This is a genomic window from Chromobacterium sp. IRSSSOUMB001 (genome assembly GCF_023507765.1).
GTDB lineage: Bacteria > Pseudomonadota > Gammaproteobacteria > Burkholderiales > Chromobacteriaceae > Chromobacterium > Chromobacterium haemolyticum.
Genome location: NZ_JALCYU010000002.1, coordinates 1 through 14,596 on the forward strand (window position 1 = coordinate 1; position 14,596 = coordinate 14,596).

Genomic DNA, 14,596 nt, shown 5'->3' on the forward strand with positions numbered 1-14,596 from the left:
CGAATATCCATAAAGGGTATTTACCAACTCCTACCCCATGACCCGACTATCCATAAAAAACGGGCCAAAGCTTAGCTTCGACCCGTGTTCGACTCCATCCTAAAGGATGGAAGTCACGGCAAAACCGGCAGCCTTTCCAAAGCCTGGACCAACTCCACCTCGCTCAGACACCAATCACTGCCTTTATCCATTACCTTGCCCAGGGAAAGCTGAAAATGCTTGCCCTTGGCCGTCATGTAGAACTCTTTGCCCAATACATATAGAGAGAGTGGTAGCAGCAAAGCATTGACCACCTTGCCAGAACGCTGGCAAGGGACGAACAAGGCGATATGACCTGCCAGCCAAACCTGCTCAGGAGGCAGCGTCGGATCAATCAATCTCACATCGGTTGGTCGCAATGAAGCCGCCACAGGTCTTCGACTCAGGGTTTCAACCCCCAGATAGATCTGATCCGTCGAGTTCCGCTTCACCCGGCGCACTACGCCGAGACTCCAACCGTCCACCGATTTCTCGCGAAAACCGATCAGCGCACCCAACCCCACCCATTCATTTCCCATCGCACCAAGGGTGACGCCAAGCCCGGTTTGGCTGACATTGTCTACCTCCCAACGCGAAAACTCCTCTTTGGCCGGCTGAGAAACCCCCTCCCCGCCCGAGGCCAGCCCTGGCATGGGTACCCCCTTGTCCCGCTTCCTCGTGGTCACGAAGCCATAAATACGTATATTGGCTGCGTCATCGAAGTTGCCATCTTCTAGCGCGCCTGTTTGCTTGGCCTCGTCTACCCCCCGAATCAAACGGTGCAGCACCGGTAGGCGATACGCCACTTCTATGCTCTGCCCGGAGACAGGCACCCGTTCAGCCCTCTCGAAACGCATTTGCTGGGGAGACCACTCACGCATCAAAGCACGCAGAGTATTGGCATCAATGCCAGGCTCCATCATCCTTTTGATTTCGGGCGGCACTCTGCCGGCATCTAGCACGATACTCCAGCCGTGCAGGATCTCGACCAAGTCCGTCGTCCCCCAGTAGCGGGCCGCCTCGTCCACCAAACCGCCTGTCGCCCTCGTCGCGGGATGGGGTCCTTTTAAAGAAACCACAAAACTCGAATATTCCGCGCATGCTCGTGTCAAAGACATACGGTTACTCAGCACCTGCAGCAGTTGATAGGCAAAGTGCAACTGTCTGGCGCTGAGATTGCCCCCGGTCAATACGGCGAGCATGTGCAAGATGAGAAATTGATCCTGAACCGTGGTGGCCGGCTGGCCATCGCCGAATAAAAACACCGGCACGGAATCGCAACCATGATGCTCTGCAAACCAATAGAGTTGGTTCACCCCCAGCCAAAAAGCCTCCTCCGGATTAAAGCTCCGGATCCAGTGCCAGCGCGCATGTTCGCCAAGGTAGAACATCATTCGCGACAACACGATGGGCAACAGGGTCAGCACCTTGGCGCCTTCGACCGAGTCGGCGTCGACCGTCAGCACATGCTGATAGCTGTCGATAAAACATTTTCCGTAGGCCAGTATCTGGCTTCTCAGCTGCGCTTCCAGCGCTTTGGGCATGCGCGTATTCAGCAAGTATTGCGCGCAGAGGTTTTCATGCAGCGACTCCGTCTCTTGGTTGAGAGCCAGCAGCGCTTCGACGCGATCCACTGAAATATTGTGCCAATCCAACTCCAATGGCGACAGCAATGCCACCACGCGCTCATGCGCGGCCGCACCGTGCTCCTTCTTCAAAGCCGCCACAAACTCCCTGGCCGCTTCCGCGCTAGCCAATGGGTCGGAGCGACCTTTAGCCCCTCTTGAAAAAAAATCCAGCATAGCCGCCCACTCTCAAGACAATGTCAGCACATTTCAATCACTATACGAAACAGCTTGAACGCTACATCCATTTATAGCAAGCCTCAAGCCGGACCGCTGGCCGTCAGACAAAGAAAAAGCGCCCATGACAGGCGCTTTTGAAATTCATTGCAAACCCGCAGTTTGCTTAGATAGCCAGTGCTTCCAGCGCTTTGCCGCTGGAGATCCACTCTTGTACCCACACCGGCTTGCGGCCGCGCCCGGTCCAAGTCAGTTCCGGGCTAACCGGGTGACGGTACTTGGCTTCCACCGGCTTGCGCACGCCGCCGGTTTTGCCCAGCACTTCTTCCACGCTCAGGCCGTAAGCGCGAGCAAGCTCAATGATTTGTTTCTTGGCTTTGGACTTTTCTTCGCTTTCGCGGCGCTTGATTTCAGCTTCGACATCGGCGCGCAGAGCCACCAGCTGGGTAAAATCCAATTTCGACAGTTCCATTAGCATGTTCCCAAATATATTGTAAGAGTAGTGGTGCATTACAGATGATAATGTAGCCAAGCCTTTCTACTCAAGTCAAGGAAACAAAACAGAAATTATCAATTAATTCTCAAGCCCCTCATTCAAGGAATAGGGCAGGTCCAGTTGCAGAAGCCTTATTGTATAGGCCTCGTCAGCATAAATACCCTCTTCCCAAGCTTGAAATTGAACAACGGCCAAACCTTCATATTGTTCCGGAGCCACTTGGCAAACCGCCGACAACATGCCAATCGACTGACCCGCTACAGATGGGCTATAGAGTTTAGCGCCGATGGCAAGCGGCTGTTTAAATGCTACTTTGAACAAACGACGCTTCAATTTTCCCAAATACTGCGATCTGGCGACGATTTCCTGCCCCGGGTAGCAGCCTTTCTTAAAGCTCACCCCTCCAATCAACTCCATATTCGCCATCTGCGGCACAAATTGCTCCTGAGTCGCCAGATGGACCCAAGGAATACCCGCGTCAATATCCCGCCATTCCCAAACACCGGAAGAAATCAGGCTGGCGTCGTCCGTCAGCTTTTCCCCCACCCACTCTGCGCCTGCCTCGTCCACAACCAGCACCCAGCCTGTCCCAGGCAAGCCTATCAACAGGCCCGGCTCAACCCGCACCATCTCTCGCGGCCCTGGTGTTGACGCCAATGCGGACTCGATCGTCAGCGCCGCCAAGGCCGCCTTGCCCGCAAGGCCTATCAAGGTCAGGTTATCCGCAATCGATACCTTCACCTTGGAGCGCAGCACAAACATGCTCAAGCGCTTGGCCACGTAATCGGCCAAATCCGCAGATACCGCCAGGTAATAAGTTTCATCGCAACGCCAAACCAGAAAACTGGCTAGCATCCTTCCTTTGGCCGTAGAGTAACTGCTGTACTGAGCGCGGTTTTCATCCGACAACTCACGCACATCGCTAGAGAGTTGCCCTTGTAAAAAGGCCTCTGCATCCTCTCCCGCCACCTGGATGATTTTGTGCTTATCCAAAATCGATATTGCGACACCGGTGCGCAATGAGTCCAACTGCCGCAGATGAACATTCATTTCCACCGCATCTTTATTCGCCCGCTGCGCGCGCGCATCCAGCGCGAGCTTCCCGTCCAGATTCATTTAACCCACCTCAAAAACGCGGCTATTCCCGCATGGTCAACAAACGAAATTTTAACGCGCCGCAGCCCCCCTTCGCCAGCGATGAATTGCCGGCGCACGCCCCTCCTTCGCGCCGCTTGGCGGGCCCAAGCGATTTTCAACCGCGCAAGTGTTGACAGCCCGACAGGCTGAAGCTATAGTTCGCCCTCACTCAAATCCCTGATAGCTCAGTTGGTAGAGCGACGGACTGTTAATCCGCAGGTCGCAGGTTCGAGCCCTGCTCGGGGAGCCATTACGGCCCTGTTTGAGAATTGCTTGTTTTCCATTCCCTGATAGCTCAGTTGGTAGAGCGACGGACTGTTAATCCGCAGGTCGCAGGTTCGAGCCCTGCTCGGGGAGCCAAAACAAGACAGCATCACTGAATGATGATCCCTGATAGCTCAGTTGGTAGAGCGACGGACTGTTAATCCGCAGGTCGCAGGTTCGAGCCCTGCTCGGGGAGCCAAGTTTCCAAAAGCCACAATCGCCGGATTGTGGCTTTTTCCATTTCTGCTTCCGTTTTACAATCGGCCCACCTTCCCCATTGGAATAATAATGATTTCCAGACCGATTGCTTTTGCCGGCGGCGCTATCTTGCTATGGGCTTCGCTGGCCACGCTTGGCACCCAAACCCGCTCGCTTCCCCCATTTTTTGTGGTTGGCGTCTGCCTGTTGATCGGCAGCCTGCTCAGTATCCGCCATTGCCGCGACTGGAAAGTGCCGCCGCGCACCTTACTGGTCGGAATCTATGGCTTGTTCGGCTACCATTTCTTGCTGTTCTTCGCATTTCGGCACGCGCCGGCCATGGAAGCCAATCTGCTGAATTATCTATGGCCCCTGTTGATTGTGATACTCTCGCCCATCCTGGTTCCCGGCACCATACTGCACGGCCGTCACATTCTGGCCGGCGCGCTGGGTTTCAGTGGAGCGGCGCTGATTGTCAGCGGAGGCAAGCTCGCCTTGTCCAGCAACTATCTTGTCGGTTATCTGCTGGCCATCGGCGCCGCCGTTGTGTGGTCGACTTTTAGCCTGCTGACGCGCAGGCTGCCCAGCTTCCCCAATAGCGCGGTCGGCGGGTTCTGCCTGCTGTCCGGCTTGCTTTCCCTACTATGCCACTTCCTGTTCGAACCCAACGTCGCCCCCAGCGCTGGTCAATGGCTGGCCTTGATCCTGCTGGGCATCGGCCCGATGGGCGGCGCCTTCTTCCTATGGGACCGCGCGCTAAAGGAGGGGGACCCCAGACAGATAGGCTCCTTGTCCTATGCCACGCCCTTGCTGTCCACCCTGCTGCTGATAGGCACCGGACAAGGGCAATTGAACGCTATTGCAATAACCGCCATCGTGCTGATTCTTGGCGGCGCCCTGCTTGGCAGCCTGCCTGTTCGTCCACGTTCGCTTGCTTGAAAATGCACTTGAGGTGGAGTGCAGCCAATTGAATACTCTATAATCGTTAACGCTATTTAAACAGAGGTTAACCATGTCCATTATCAAAGAATTCAAAGAATTTGCCATGAAAGGCAATGTCATCGACCTGGCGGTCGGCGTGGTTATCGGCGGTGCCTTCGGCGCCATCGTCAAATCGCTGGTTGACGATGTGATCATGCCCCCCATCGGCTTGCTGGTAGGCAATGTTGATTTCTCCAATATGTTCTTCGTACTAAAAGAAGGCAGCAAGCAGCTTGGACCTTATGTGTCGGTGGCCGCGGCCAAGCAAGCTGGCGCCGTCACACTGAATATCGGCTTGTTCATCAACGCCATGGTCAGCTTCACCATAGTGGCCTTCGCTATTTTCATGCTGGTCAAGGCCATCAATCGACTGAAGCGCGAAGAGCCTGCCGCCGCCGCGCCGGCTCCCGCCACCAAAGAGTGCCCATTCTGCGCATCCAATATTCCGGAAAAGGCTTCTCGCTGCCCTCAGTGCACATCTCAACTCTAAGAGCCTGTTCAATGTCTGCTGCGCTTTAGCGATACGCAGCAGATCGTAAACAGGTTCCAAGCCCGCCGATTGCCCCGCTACGCCAACTGATTTAGAATCGGCTAGATCTGGGGGAGTAGCCTCGGCGCGGTTTTCAGCGCCGGCATGCATCAACAAGCTTGGCCGTCACGGCCATGGTGCATGCGACGAAAACTTCCGTTTGGCAAGACCCATGACATGTCTGCGCAATGCGGGGCTGCGGCGCGGGCTTGTCATGGCGTATGCGCAGCCCCCGGAGTCTTCATGGAAGCCTTTCTCATTTCCACCGGAATCGTCGCCCTGGCTGAAATCGGCGACAAAACTCAATTGCTCGCACTGATGCTGGCCGGCCGCTACCGCAAGCCGGTTCCCATCGTTTTCGGCATCTTCGTCGCCACTTTGCTCAATCATTTCGCCGCCGCAGCGGTGGGTCACTGGCTAATGAGCAAAATTGGCCCGGATCTCATGCGTTGGGGGCTGGGCCTTTCCTTTCTCGCCATGGCGGGCTGGATGCTGATTCCGGACAAGCTGGATGAAGATAGCCGGCTCCTAGAGCGGTTTGGCGTTTTCGGCACCACCTGTATCGCTTTCTTTATCGCGGAAATGGGCGATAAGACACAGTTGGCCACCGTCGCCTTGTCCGCGCGCTTTCCCGACGCCTTGCTGCTGGTGGTGGCCGGCACCACTTTGGGCATGATGCTAGCGAATGTGCCCGCGGTGCTCTTGGGCGAGGTGGCCGCGAAGAAGTTGCCGCAAAAAATGGTGCACACTATTGCCGCGCTGCTGTTTGCCGGCCTGGGCGTCGTCACTCTACTGACCCCCCTGCAAATTTGAAGCACAGCTCAAAACAAAACGGAGGCCGCGGCCTCCGTTTTGTTTTGCTTCCACCCGGCAACATATCAGTTCCGGCCGGCTCCGCGTCCAAGCGATTCCAGCAGTTCCTCCGGGTTGAAGCCCAGTCGGAAGCCGCCCCAATGCTTGCCTGACAGCATGATGGGCAGCACCACCTCCGACAACACTTCTCCAGTATCGCGGGTGTACGTCTGCAACAGGAAGGATTGTGTGCTGCGAGCCGCCCGCAGGCCGGCGACGTCGGCAAACTTGCGCTTGTCTCGGCTATTGATCAAGTCCTTGGCCGGATCCCCGCTCAAGGGCTGGCTATACCAACTATTGTGAGTCGGCGCGTAGCCATTGGTATCCACCGCCAGACAGAACACGCCGCCTGGCACGGACTTGGCGGCGCGGTCGTACACTGGCTGCATCAGCTTTTCCAGTTTGGCGTCGTACTGCGTGCGGAACTTGGCAGGCTTGGCGCCAGCGATGGGCTGGTAGTTTTGATCGAACAGCGGTACGCCCGCGGCCAGCTGCGCGGTCATGATGGCTTGCAACTCATCCCGCGCCCCCCTGGCCGTCTGCATGATCTGGTCGAACTCGCCCTCGCCCAAAATGAAGCGCGCCACTAACTGCTGCACCTGCTCCGCAGCGCCGGACAGCTTGGTGGCCGACTCTTCCGTATGGTTCAGGCGGTCCGTCACCTGATGACCTAGCTCGTGAATTTCCGCCACATGAAGATTGACCTGTCCATTAGAAGCGACGAACTCCGACATGGTGGCGGCGATCTGACTGAGACTATTCGCCGTTGTTTCAAAGTCTCCCATCATCTTGCTGAAATGCTCCGACGCCTTGGAGACGATTTCGCGAGCAGACTTGGTGTCCTCGGTGATCTGGGCGGTTTCCACCTGGGTTTCCGACACCAGCCCCAGCATATCGTCGATATTATGCGAAATCTCGTCCGTCGCTTTTTTGACTCGCTCCGCCAGCTTGCGCACTTCATCGGCCACCACGGCGAAACCGCGTCCGCTCTCGCCGGCCCGCGCCGCTTCGATCGCCGCGTTCAAAGCCAACAAATTGGTCTGATCCGACACATCCTTGATCAGATCCACAATGGTCTTGATGCTGGACGAGCGCTGGCTCAAATCATCCACAGTGTGGTTGAAATGGCCCACCTTCTGATTAATGCCGTAAATGCTCTCAGCCACGGACTTGAGCTCGGCGTAGGACTCCCGCGCCACGTCCAGGTTGGCCAGGGTGGTGGATGAAATCGCCTGGGTCTGCTCTGTGACCTGGCCCACGCCCTCGGTGCTCTGATCACTGGCGGCCCGGACTTGCGTCGCCAACTGATCCTGTTTGCGCGCCCCCTCCAGCGACTCAACCACATTCTTTCGGGTGCGCGCCGAATCCATCGCGATCCGCACCGTCATCAACCTCACATTGCTAATGATTTCGCGCATTTTCAGCAGAAAACGGTTATACGACAGCGACAGTTCGCGGATTTCGTCATGGGTGATGGTGGGAATGTCTCTGGACAGATCGCCCTCGCCGGCGCCTATTTCATTGAAAATCCGGATAATCATTTTTAGAGGCCGGACAATCAAAAAACGAAGATACCAGACCATAAAGGCAATGAAGACGAAGCTGATCATCCACAGCGCCATCGTCCAAAACAGGGCTCCGTCTATGCTGGACTCGATGCCCGCCAACACTTGGGGCGAAGCGACTTGCCCTTTCAGCAGGCTCCGAATGTCTTCCAGAACATAATAAACATAAGCCACCATGCCCAACTGAAACAGGCTGATAAAAAAGAAACTGCACAATTTCTTGGTCAACGTATCCCAGAAAGTCTTTTCCACCAGGGTATACACGCGCCAGAACCACTGCATGACTTCTCCTCTTGCTCCGCAATCCTGTTCAGCGCCTGATTCAGGCCCCGCGCCATCCGGCGCTTTGGACCTGATTGCCGCTGTTATCTAGAATTATTGTTGTTTATTGACTTCAGTCAGCCATCCTAAGCGATGGCGGCCTTGTTTTTGGAATAGTTGGCGGACTATTGATTATCATCAAATAGGCAATGCCAATGTATTACAAATCTTCGCTTCCGTGTTGCCTTCTCCACACCATCCAGAACTCCTGACCGCCAAATACCGGCACGCCGTCCTCCTGCGGCTGACAGCTCTCCAACGCGAAAGCCGGCTCCAGCAAAGCGCTTAAGGCCGACATGCTCAGGCCGAACGGCGGGCCGCGCGAGGTGTCCGCGATGAAGAACACGCCCGCCAGCGTGCCGCCGGGGCGCAGCAAACGAGCCATGTGCTCCGCATAGCGTGTATGCAGGCGGGGCGGCAGCGCGCAGAGAAAGGCACGCTCAAACACCGCGTCGAAAGGCGGCTCGTGCTCGACGGCGAAAAAATCCGCCTGCTGGATATGAGCGGCCGCCTGCGGCCATTGCGCGCGCGCGATCGCCACGGCCTGCTCGCTGAAATCGATGGCCAACACCTGATGGCCGCAGTCCAGCAACAAGGGTAAATCTCCGGCGCTGCCGCAGCCTGGAAGCAGGATTCGGCTGGCCGGCTGACGCTGAAAAAACGCCAAGGCCTCCGGACTGGTTTGCGCACCCTCCCAAGGGGTCACGCCATCGCGATAACGCACATCCCAAAACTCGGTCAAAGAACTATCCTGCGCCATCTCTCCTCCTAGTGATGCTCAGCCCCTGCCTGCTCTCTCAGGAAGGCGGCAACCTGCGCCGGGCTCCAGCCGGCGCAATCCCGCTGGCAAACCGCACCTTCCCTCTCTCGCCAAAACAGGCAGTCTCCATCCATGCGGAACCATAAGGACAGGCAAGGCACGCTCATCCACTCGCCGTCCTCAACTTGGTGAAGCTCCGGCAGGCAAGTGAAGACCGCGGCGATCTTCAACCCTCGCTGGCGCAGCGGCAGTTGCAACCAGACCCGTTCCCGCTCCTCCGCGTCCATAAAACACCAATTCGAGATTTCATCAAAGCTGCGCGCGCAGCCGCGGCAGATATCGTCGCCCACCGCGGTGGAACACACAGCGATGCAAGGCGAGTCAGGCCGTTCTGTCGTCATACCCGCCCCTTGAAACAATAATGTCATATTTCTTGACGCACCAAACTAAAGTGTCAGATAAATGAATAGTCATAAAAATAAAATATCCGCTGTCATGACCCGCAACGAAACCTTGATTTTCCGCACGCTGCGCCTGCTGCAGACCATGCACATCCAGTACCTGGACGAACACAAACTGTTTCTAGCGCTCTCTCGCGAATCCGGCGGCGAATACAGCGCGGACGACGTTCACGAGCATCTAGTCTACATGGAGCAAAACGGCTTGCTCAAACCCATCCGCACCGCGGACAACCATACCGCCTACGCGCGGGATTGGGGCGGCTACGATTATCTGGACCCCTCCTGAAAAGCAAAAAGGCAGCGCGAAGGCTGCCCATGATCCGCAACGCGTCAGCGCCGGTTCATAAATAATCCCGCATCCGGAAATAAGCCATGCCCAGCACCAAGGCCGGCGTGCGCAACCAGCGGCCGCCGGGAAAGTGATTATGACGAATCTTGGCGAACAGGTCGAAACGCGAAGCGTCGCCGGCCACCGCCTCCGCCACCACCTTGCCGGCCAAACCGGTGATGTTGACGCCGTGTCCGGAAAAACCCTGAAGGTAATAGATATTACCGTCCAAGCGTCCAAAATCAGGGGCACGGTTTGCCGTGATATCGCAGAATCCGCCCCAAGCGTAGTCGATCTTGACGTCTGCCAGTTGCGGGAACACCCGCAACATGTCGCTGCGCATGCCTGCGGCTAGATTGGTCGGCTCGCGTCCGGAATAGCTGACCTTCCCGCCGAACAACAAACGGTGGTCGGAGGACAAGCGATAGTAATCCAGCACGAAATTGGTGTCGCACACCGCCATGTCGTTGGCGATCAGAGCCTCGGCCCGCTCCTTGCCCAAGGGTTCGGTGGCAATTACATAGGTGCCGGCCGGCATGATCCGCCGCTCCAATTCCGGCACCAGCGCGCCAATATAGGAGTTGCAAGCCAACACCACCTGGGTGCAATTGACCACGCCCTGCTCAGTCGCCACTTGCGGCCGCGCGTCGCGGGTCAGGCGCAATGCCGGGCTTTGCTCGTAAATGGCGACGCCCGCCTCGCGCGCGGCTCGAGCCAGCCCCAGCGCATAGTTCAAGGGATGCAGATGACCCGAGCGCGGATCGTAAAGGCCTCCCTGATAGCGCTCGCTGGCTAGCCGCCTTCTGAGTTCGGCCTTATCCCACAGCTGCATGCCGCTGTAGTCATAGGTCTGCGCCGCCTCTCGCTGCCAGTCCTCCAATTCCTGCATATGCCGCGGCTTGACCGCCACGCTGACATAGCCGCGTCGCCAATCGCAGTCGATGCGGTGCTGGCTCACCCGCTGCTCAATGATCTCCACCGCCTCCACCGACATATTCCACATCTGCTTTGCCAGGCTGTCGCCCAGCTGCGCGCGCAACGTGTCAATGCCGCAGGCGAACCCGGCAATCACCTGTCCGCCGTTGCGCCCAGAAGCGCCAAAGCCTATCTGCGCGCCTTCCAACAAGACGACGGAAAATCCTCGCTCCCGCAGATTCAACGCCGCCGACAAACCCGCCAGCCCGCCGCCCACCACACAGACATCGCAGTCGACCGCACCTTGCAACGCCGCCCCGGGCTCCCAAGGCCGAGCGGTGGCGGCGTAATAGGATGGCGCATGGGCTTGATGGGCAAAACGAAGCATGGAAACCTCTCATGAAGACAAATGATGCGGCGGCAGGATCAAGGGATGGACAAACGCGTCAAAGCCTTCCCTTTCGCGATGGAAGATGAACAAAGTGGATGCCCGGCCGCGGGCATCCACTTGCGGGCAGTTCTTACCGGGTCAAAACCACTGGAACATCCTGCCGCCAGCTGACGAACACCGCGTCGCCCCAGGTTGGCGCGGTTTCGCCCGCGTCGTACCAGCGCGAAGACGGCACCACCGATTTGACGACCTTACCGCTGGCCAGTTTCACGTGATAGATGGAATAACTGCCCAGATAGGCAATGTCTTCCACCACGCCGGCTGCGACATTAGGCCCCGCCGGCAGCGGTTTGATGTCCAGCCGCACATCTTCCGGGCGAATGCTGGCCCAAACACGCATGCCCTTGGGGCCGGTAATCCCGTGATCGATGCGGATGTCCCCGCCCAGCTCCGGCGAGCGGACTTCCACTAGGTCCGGCTCGTCCACCACCACCGCGCCCTCGAAAATATTACTCTCGCCAATGAACTCCGCGGTGAAGCGGCAGTTGGGGTAATCGTAAATTTCAGACGGCGTGCCCACTTGCAACAAAGAGCCCTCGCTCATGATGCCGATGCGGCTGGCCATGGTCATCGCCTCTTCCTGATCATGAGTCACCATGATGCAGGTCACCCCCACCTGTTCTATGGTATTGACCAGTTCCAGCTGGGTTTGTTGGCGCAGTTTCTTGTCCAGAGCGCCCAAAGGCTCGTCCAGCAGCAGCAGCTTGGGGCGCTTGACCAGGCTGCGCGCCAGCGCCACGCGTTGCTGCTGACCGCCCGACAACTGATGCGGCTTGCGGTTGGCGTACTTGCGCATCTGCACTAGGTCCAGCATCTTGCCCACCCGCTCCGCGATCTCGTCCCGGGACACCTTATCCTGCTTCAAACCAAAGGCCACGTTCTGCTCCACCGTCATATGCGGAAACAGCGCGTAGCTCTGGAACATCATGTTAACCGGCCGCTCGTACGGCTGCAGGCCCTGCATGTCTTCCCCGTCGAGGATGATGCGGCCCGAAGTCGGCGCCTCCATCCCCGCCAACATGCGCAACAGCGTGGACTTGCCGCAGCCGGAACTGCCGAGCAAGGCGAAAATTTCATTTCTGCGGATATCCAGATCGACATGATCCACCGCGACATGATCGCCGAACTTTTTCAGCACGCCGGCAATGCGCAGATAAGCCTTGTCAGCGTCGGTTTGCGCCTCGGCGGCTTGGGCGTTGTGGGCGGAAAAAGCGGCTTGGGCCGGTTTGGCGGCAACAGCTTGCGTCATTGAGTCGTTCCCTCTATTGCAGTCCCGCAGCGGCGCGAGCCGGCTGCGTCCGCCGCGCGGCTCTCGTCTCGAGGCGGCGCGGCAGCAATCGAATGTCTTGCTTGATGGTCGCGCCGGCCGAGGCCCGCGCGCATGGATTCAAGAGTCCGTCCGGCTTCCCGCGCCGGCCGGCGGTCCCGCCGCGAGCGCGCGCGGCCATGCCGCCACCGCCTTGTCCGTTGCCAACATGATGTCTCCTCTGTGCGGCGCCGACGGCGGCCACGGCCGGGCGGCCGCGACGACGGCGGGCGCCTTTGTCGTTTTAGTCTTGAACAGAAGCCTATGCCACGTTTAATAAATTTGACAACATCTAGTGCAAGCGCTCTCGAAAAATTATCGCCGCTGTGGCGCGCGCGCCTCACCCCGACGGACCGTCCAGACCTGTCAATCCGGCCGGTGCGCGCAAGAGCGCCGGCCACCGGCGTTCAATCTTCATTGTTTAATTCGTCAAACACTTTACCCTTATTCAGGACTTGCCGGCCGACCGCGCCGGTCGCGCGTCGGCGCGGCCCCTTCCTCTTGCGCCCGCGTCGTCAGCAAATTGCCCCGCAAGCGCCGGCGCGCTCTAGAATGAAGCATGCATGTTGACGTCGCCCAACGCCTGACCAAAGGAAAAACGCCATGCCCTATGCCGAAATTTCCGGACACAATGTTTATTACGAACTCAGCGGGCAGGGCGCCCAAGTGTTGGTGCTATTCAACGGCATCACCATGTCCACCGCGGCCTGGGCTCTGCTCCAGCCTCAGTTGGAGCCGCATTTCCAGCTGTTGCGCTTCGATTTCCTCGGCCAGGGCCAAAGCGACCATCCCGGCGGCGACAAATATCCGCTCAACGAACAAGCCGACCTCGCCGCCGGTCTGTTGAATCATTTGGGCATTGCCGAGGTCTATCTCACCGGCTTGTCTTACGGCGGCATGGTGGCGCAGCACTTCGCACACCGTCATCCCAACCTCGTGTCGCGGCTGCTGTTGGCCGCTACGCTGGCTTGGGCCGACAGCGTCAACAATCACATCAGCGACAGCTGGATCGCGGCCAATCAAAGCGGCGGGCTGGACCTGCGCTACGCGGTCAGCGTCCCCTGGCTGTTTTCCAGCCGTTTTCTCGCCAGCAACGCCGCCATGCTGGACGATATGAAGTTGATTGCCGGCATGGTGGACTGGGATGCGGTGATCCGGCTGATCGCCGGCGTCACCGAGCACGACGCGCGCACCTGGCTGCACGAGCTGGCCATGCCCTGCCATATACTGGTTGGCGACGAAGACCGCCTGACGCCCTTGTATCAGGCCGAATTGCTGCGCGAACGCCTGCCCGGCGCGCAGCTGGAAATCCTGCCGGGCGCCGGCCATGTATTGCATATCGAGGCCGCGGACGCCTTTGTCCGCAGCATTATCCGTTTTGGCCACAGCTAAAACGCCCATTGTCAGAACAAGGAGAACCGAATGACCGTCGAGTCCGTTTTGCTTGCCGTTGATCCAAAGGGAATCGCCACCATCACCCTCAACCGCGCCGAACTGCTGAACGCGCTGGACGACAACAGCGTCGGCCTGCTGACCGCGATGCTGGAAACCCTGGCCGAAGACGCGAGCGTACGCGCCGTGGTGCTGACCGGCAGCGGCATCAGCTTTTCCGCCGGGCACGATATCGACTGGATGCGGCGGATGGCCGATTTCGGACGTGAAGAGCTGGAACGCCACGCCCGCCTTCTGGCCAAGCTGCTGCGCACGCTGGACACCTTGCCCAAGCCCACCATCGCCAAAATTCAGGGATCCGCTTTCGGCCTGGGCGCAGGGCTGGTCGCCTGCTGCGACGTGTCCATCGCCAGCTCGGAAGCGCTGTTCAGCTTTTCCGAAGTCAAACTGGGGGTCATCCCCGCGCTGGTTGCGCCCTATATGGTCCGCGCCATCGGCGAGCGATCGACGCGCCGCTACTTCATGACCGCGGAGCGCTTCAACGCCGGCAAGGCCAAGCGTCTGGGGCTGGTGCACCAAGTGGTGGAAAGCGACGAGCTGGACATGGCGGTGGACTTCCTGATCAACCATCTGCTGATCAATAGCCCGGCGGCCATGCTGGAAGCCAAACGCTTGCTGGCCGACATCGCGGGCCTGGGCGAGGGGGAAGACAGCATGGAAATCTGCATCCAGCGCATAGTCGCCATCCGTCTGAGCGAAGAGGGACGCGAAGGCATCCAGGCCATGCTGGAAACACGCAAACCCTCATGGATGGATTGAG

General features: G+C 58.3%; 14 protein-coding genes, 3 tRNA genes and 1 riboswitch. Of the genes, 9 read left to right on the forward strand and 8 right to left on the reverse strand.

Annotated features, from left to right (window positions below; genetic code table 11):
* Positions 1-113: 113 nt before the first annotated feature.
* The 3 genes from MOV80_RS02045 to MOV80_RS02055 form a co-directional block, all read right to left on the reverse strand.
* Positions 114-1,820: a hypothetical protein gene (locus MOV80_RS02045; protein ID WP_107732667.1), complete on the reverse strand. Its 1,707-nt coding sequence runs from the start codon at positions 1,818-1,820 to the stop codon at positions 114-116.
* A gap of 166 nt (positions 1,821-1,986) precedes the next feature.
* Positions 1,987-2,292, reverse strand: a complete 306-nt coding sequence (locus tag MOV80_RS02050; protein WP_019103433.1) for an H-NS histone family protein — start codon at positions 2,290-2,292, stop codon at positions 1,987-1,989.
* A gap of 102 nt (positions 2,293-2,394) precedes the next feature.
* Positions 2,395-3,432, reverse strand: a complete 1,038-nt coding sequence (locus tag MOV80_RS02055; protein ID WP_107732668.1) for a folate-binding protein YgfZ — start codon at positions 3,430-3,432, stop codon at positions 2,395-2,397.
* Between the two features lie 195 nt (positions 3,433-3,627).
* On the opposite strand from MOV80_RS02055, the gene MOV80_RS02060 reads away from it, so the two are divergent.
* From MOV80_RS02060 to MOV80_RS02085, 6 genes are all read left to right on the forward strand, one after another.
* Positions 3,628-3,703 (forward strand) — tRNA-Asn (locus MOV80_RS02060).
* A 34-nt stretch (positions 3,704-3,737) separates the two neighbouring features.
* Positions 3,738-3,813: transfer RNA gene (locus MOV80_RS02065), tRNA-Asn, on the forward strand.
* A gap of 27 nt (positions 3,814-3,840) precedes the next feature.
* Positions 3,841-3,916: transfer RNA gene (locus MOV80_RS02070), tRNA-Asn, on the forward strand.
* A gap of 89 nt (positions 3,917-4,005) precedes the next feature.
* On the forward strand, positions 4,006-4,854 hold the full coding sequence (locus MOV80_RS02075) for a DMT family transporter (protein ID WP_019104145.1): 849 nt from the start codon (positions 4,006-4,008) through the stop codon (positions 4,852-4,854).
* Positions 4,855-4,927: 73 nt separating this feature from the next.
* On the forward strand, positions 4,928-5,386 hold the full coding sequence (mscL, locus tag MOV80_RS02080) for a large conductance mechanosensitive channel protein MscL (RefSeq protein ID WP_019104144.1): 459 nt from the start codon (positions 4,928-4,930) through the stop codon (positions 5,384-5,386).
* Between the two features lie 110 nt (positions 5,387-5,496).
* A riboswitch (yybP-ykoY riboswitch) is annotated at positions 5,497-5,666 on the forward strand.
* A 2-nt stretch (positions 5,667-5,668) separates the two neighbouring features.
* A complete protein-coding gene (locus MOV80_RS02085) occupies positions 5,669-6,238 on the forward strand; it encodes a TMEM165/GDT1 family protein (RefSeq protein WP_019104143.1) in 570 nt (189 codons plus the stop codon).
* 65 nt (positions 6,239-6,303) lie between these two features.
* On the opposite strand, the gene MOV80_RS02090 is transcribed toward MOV80_RS02085, so the two are convergent.
* From MOV80_RS02090 to MOV80_RS02100, 3 genes are all read right to left on the reverse strand, one after another.
* Positions 6,304-8,124, reverse strand: coding sequence for a methyl-accepting chemotaxis protein (locus MOV80_RS02090; protein ID WP_118266741.1), 1,821 nt, complete (start codon positions 8,122-8,124; stop codon positions 6,304-6,306).
* Positions 8,125-8,323: 199 nt separating this feature from the next.
* Entirely contained in the window at positions 8,324-8,923 is a 600-nt protein-coding gene (locus tag MOV80_RS02095; RefSeq protein ID WP_019104141.1) for a methyltransferase domain-containing protein, read from the reverse strand.
* Positions 8,924-8,931: 8 nt separating this feature from the next.
* On the reverse strand, positions 8,932-9,324 hold the full coding sequence (locus MOV80_RS02100) for a DUF1289 domain-containing protein (RefSeq protein WP_196783792.1): 393 nt from the start codon (positions 9,322-9,324) through the stop codon (positions 8,932-8,934).
* A gap of 94 nt (positions 9,325-9,418) precedes the next feature.
* Between MOV80_RS02100 and MOV80_RS02105 the strand changes: the two genes are divergently transcribed.
* Positions 9,419-9,670 (forward strand): hypothetical protein, encoded by a 252-nt coding sequence (locus tag MOV80_RS02105; RefSeq protein ID WP_118266739.1) that lies wholly within the window; start codon positions 9,419-9,421, stop codon positions 9,668-9,670.
* 55 nt (positions 9,671-9,725) lie between these two features.
* On the opposite strand, the gene MOV80_RS02110 is transcribed toward MOV80_RS02105, so the two are convergent.
* The gene (locus MOV80_RS02110) at positions 9,726-11,015 is read right to left on the reverse strand and encodes an FAD-binding oxidoreductase (RefSeq protein ID WP_019104138.1); all 1,290 of its coding nucleotides are present in this window, start codon (positions 11,013-11,015) and stop codon (positions 9,726-9,728) included.
* A gap of 133 nt (positions 11,016-11,148) precedes the next feature.
* On the reverse strand, positions 11,149-12,327 hold the full coding sequence (gene potA / locus MOV80_RS02115; RefSeq protein ID WP_019104137.1) for a polyamine ABC transporter ATP-binding protein: 1,179 nt from the start codon (positions 12,325-12,327) through the stop codon (positions 11,149-11,151).
* Between the two features lie 660 nt (positions 12,328-12,987).
* Between potA and MOV80_RS02120 the strand changes: the two genes are divergently transcribed.
* Complete coding sequence (locus tag MOV80_RS02120; protein WP_019104135.1) at positions 12,988-13,776, forward strand: alpha/beta hydrolase; 789 nt, start codon at positions 12,988-12,990, stop codon at positions 13,774-13,776.
* Positions 13,777-13,806: 30 nt separating this feature from the next.
* Positions 13,807-14,595 (forward strand): enoyl-CoA hydratase-related protein, encoded by a 789-nt coding sequence (locus MOV80_RS02125; RefSeq protein ID WP_019104134.1) that lies wholly within the window; start codon positions 13,807-13,809, stop codon positions 14,593-14,595.
* Position 14,596 lies beyond the last annotated feature (1 nt).

Excerpts from the sequence above, each read along its gene's own strand:
- MOV80_RS02120 (WP_019104135.1), top strand. The coding sequence starts at position 12,988 with ATGCCCTATGCCGAAATTTCCGGACACAATGTTTATTACGAACTCAGC.
- MOV80_RS02085 (WP_019104143.1), top strand. The coding sequence starts at position 5,669 with ATGGAAGCCTTTCTCATTTCCACCGGAATCGTCGCCCTGGCTGAAATC.
- MOV80_RS02050 (WP_019103433.1), bottom strand. The coding sequence starts at position 2,292 with ATGGAACTGTCGAAATTGGATTTTACCCAGCTGGTGGCTCTGCGCGCC.
- MOV80_RS02125 (WP_019104134.1), top strand. The coding sequence starts at position 13,807 with ATGACCGTCGAGTCCGTTTTGCTTGCCGTTGATCCAAAGGGAATCGCC.
- potA (WP_019104137.1), bottom strand. The coding sequence starts at position 12,327 with ATGACGCAAGCTGTTGCCGCCAAACCGGCCCAAGCCGCTTTTTCCGCC.
- mscL (WP_019104144.1), top strand. The coding sequence starts at position 4,928 with ATGTCCATTATCAAAGAATTCAAAGAATTTGCCATGAAAGGCAATGTC.
- MOV80_RS02105 (WP_118266739.1), top strand. The coding sequence starts at position 9,419 with ATGACCCGCAACGAAACCTTGATTTTCCGCACGCTGCGCCTGCTGCAG.
- MOV80_RS02045 (WP_107732667.1), bottom strand. The coding sequence starts at position 1,820 with ATGCTGGATTTTTTTTCAAGAGGGGCTAAAGGTCGCTCCGACCCATTG.
- MOV80_RS02095 (WP_019104141.1), bottom strand. The coding sequence starts at position 8,923 with ATGGCGCAGGATAGTTCTTTGACCGAGTTTTGGGATGTGCGTTATCGC.
- MOV80_RS02090 (WP_118266741.1), bottom strand. The coding sequence starts at position 8,124 with ATGCAGTGGTTCTGGCGCGTGTATACCCTGGTGGAAAAGACTTTCTGG.
- MOV80_RS02100 (WP_196783792.1), bottom strand. The coding sequence starts at position 9,324 with ATGACGACAGAACGGCCTGACTCGCCTTGCATCGCTGTGTGTTCCACC.
- MOV80_RS02075 (WP_019104145.1), top strand. The coding sequence starts at position 4,006 with ATGATTTCCAGACCGATTGCTTTTGCCGGCGGCGCTATCTTGCTATGG.
- MOV80_RS02110 (WP_019104138.1), bottom strand. The coding sequence starts at position 11,015 with ATGCTTCGTTTTGCCCATCAAGCCCATGCGCCATCCTATTACGCCGCC.
- MOV80_RS02055 (WP_107732668.1), bottom strand. The coding sequence starts at position 3,432 with ATGAATCTGGACGGGAAGCTCGCGCTGGATGCGCGCGCGCAGCGGGCG.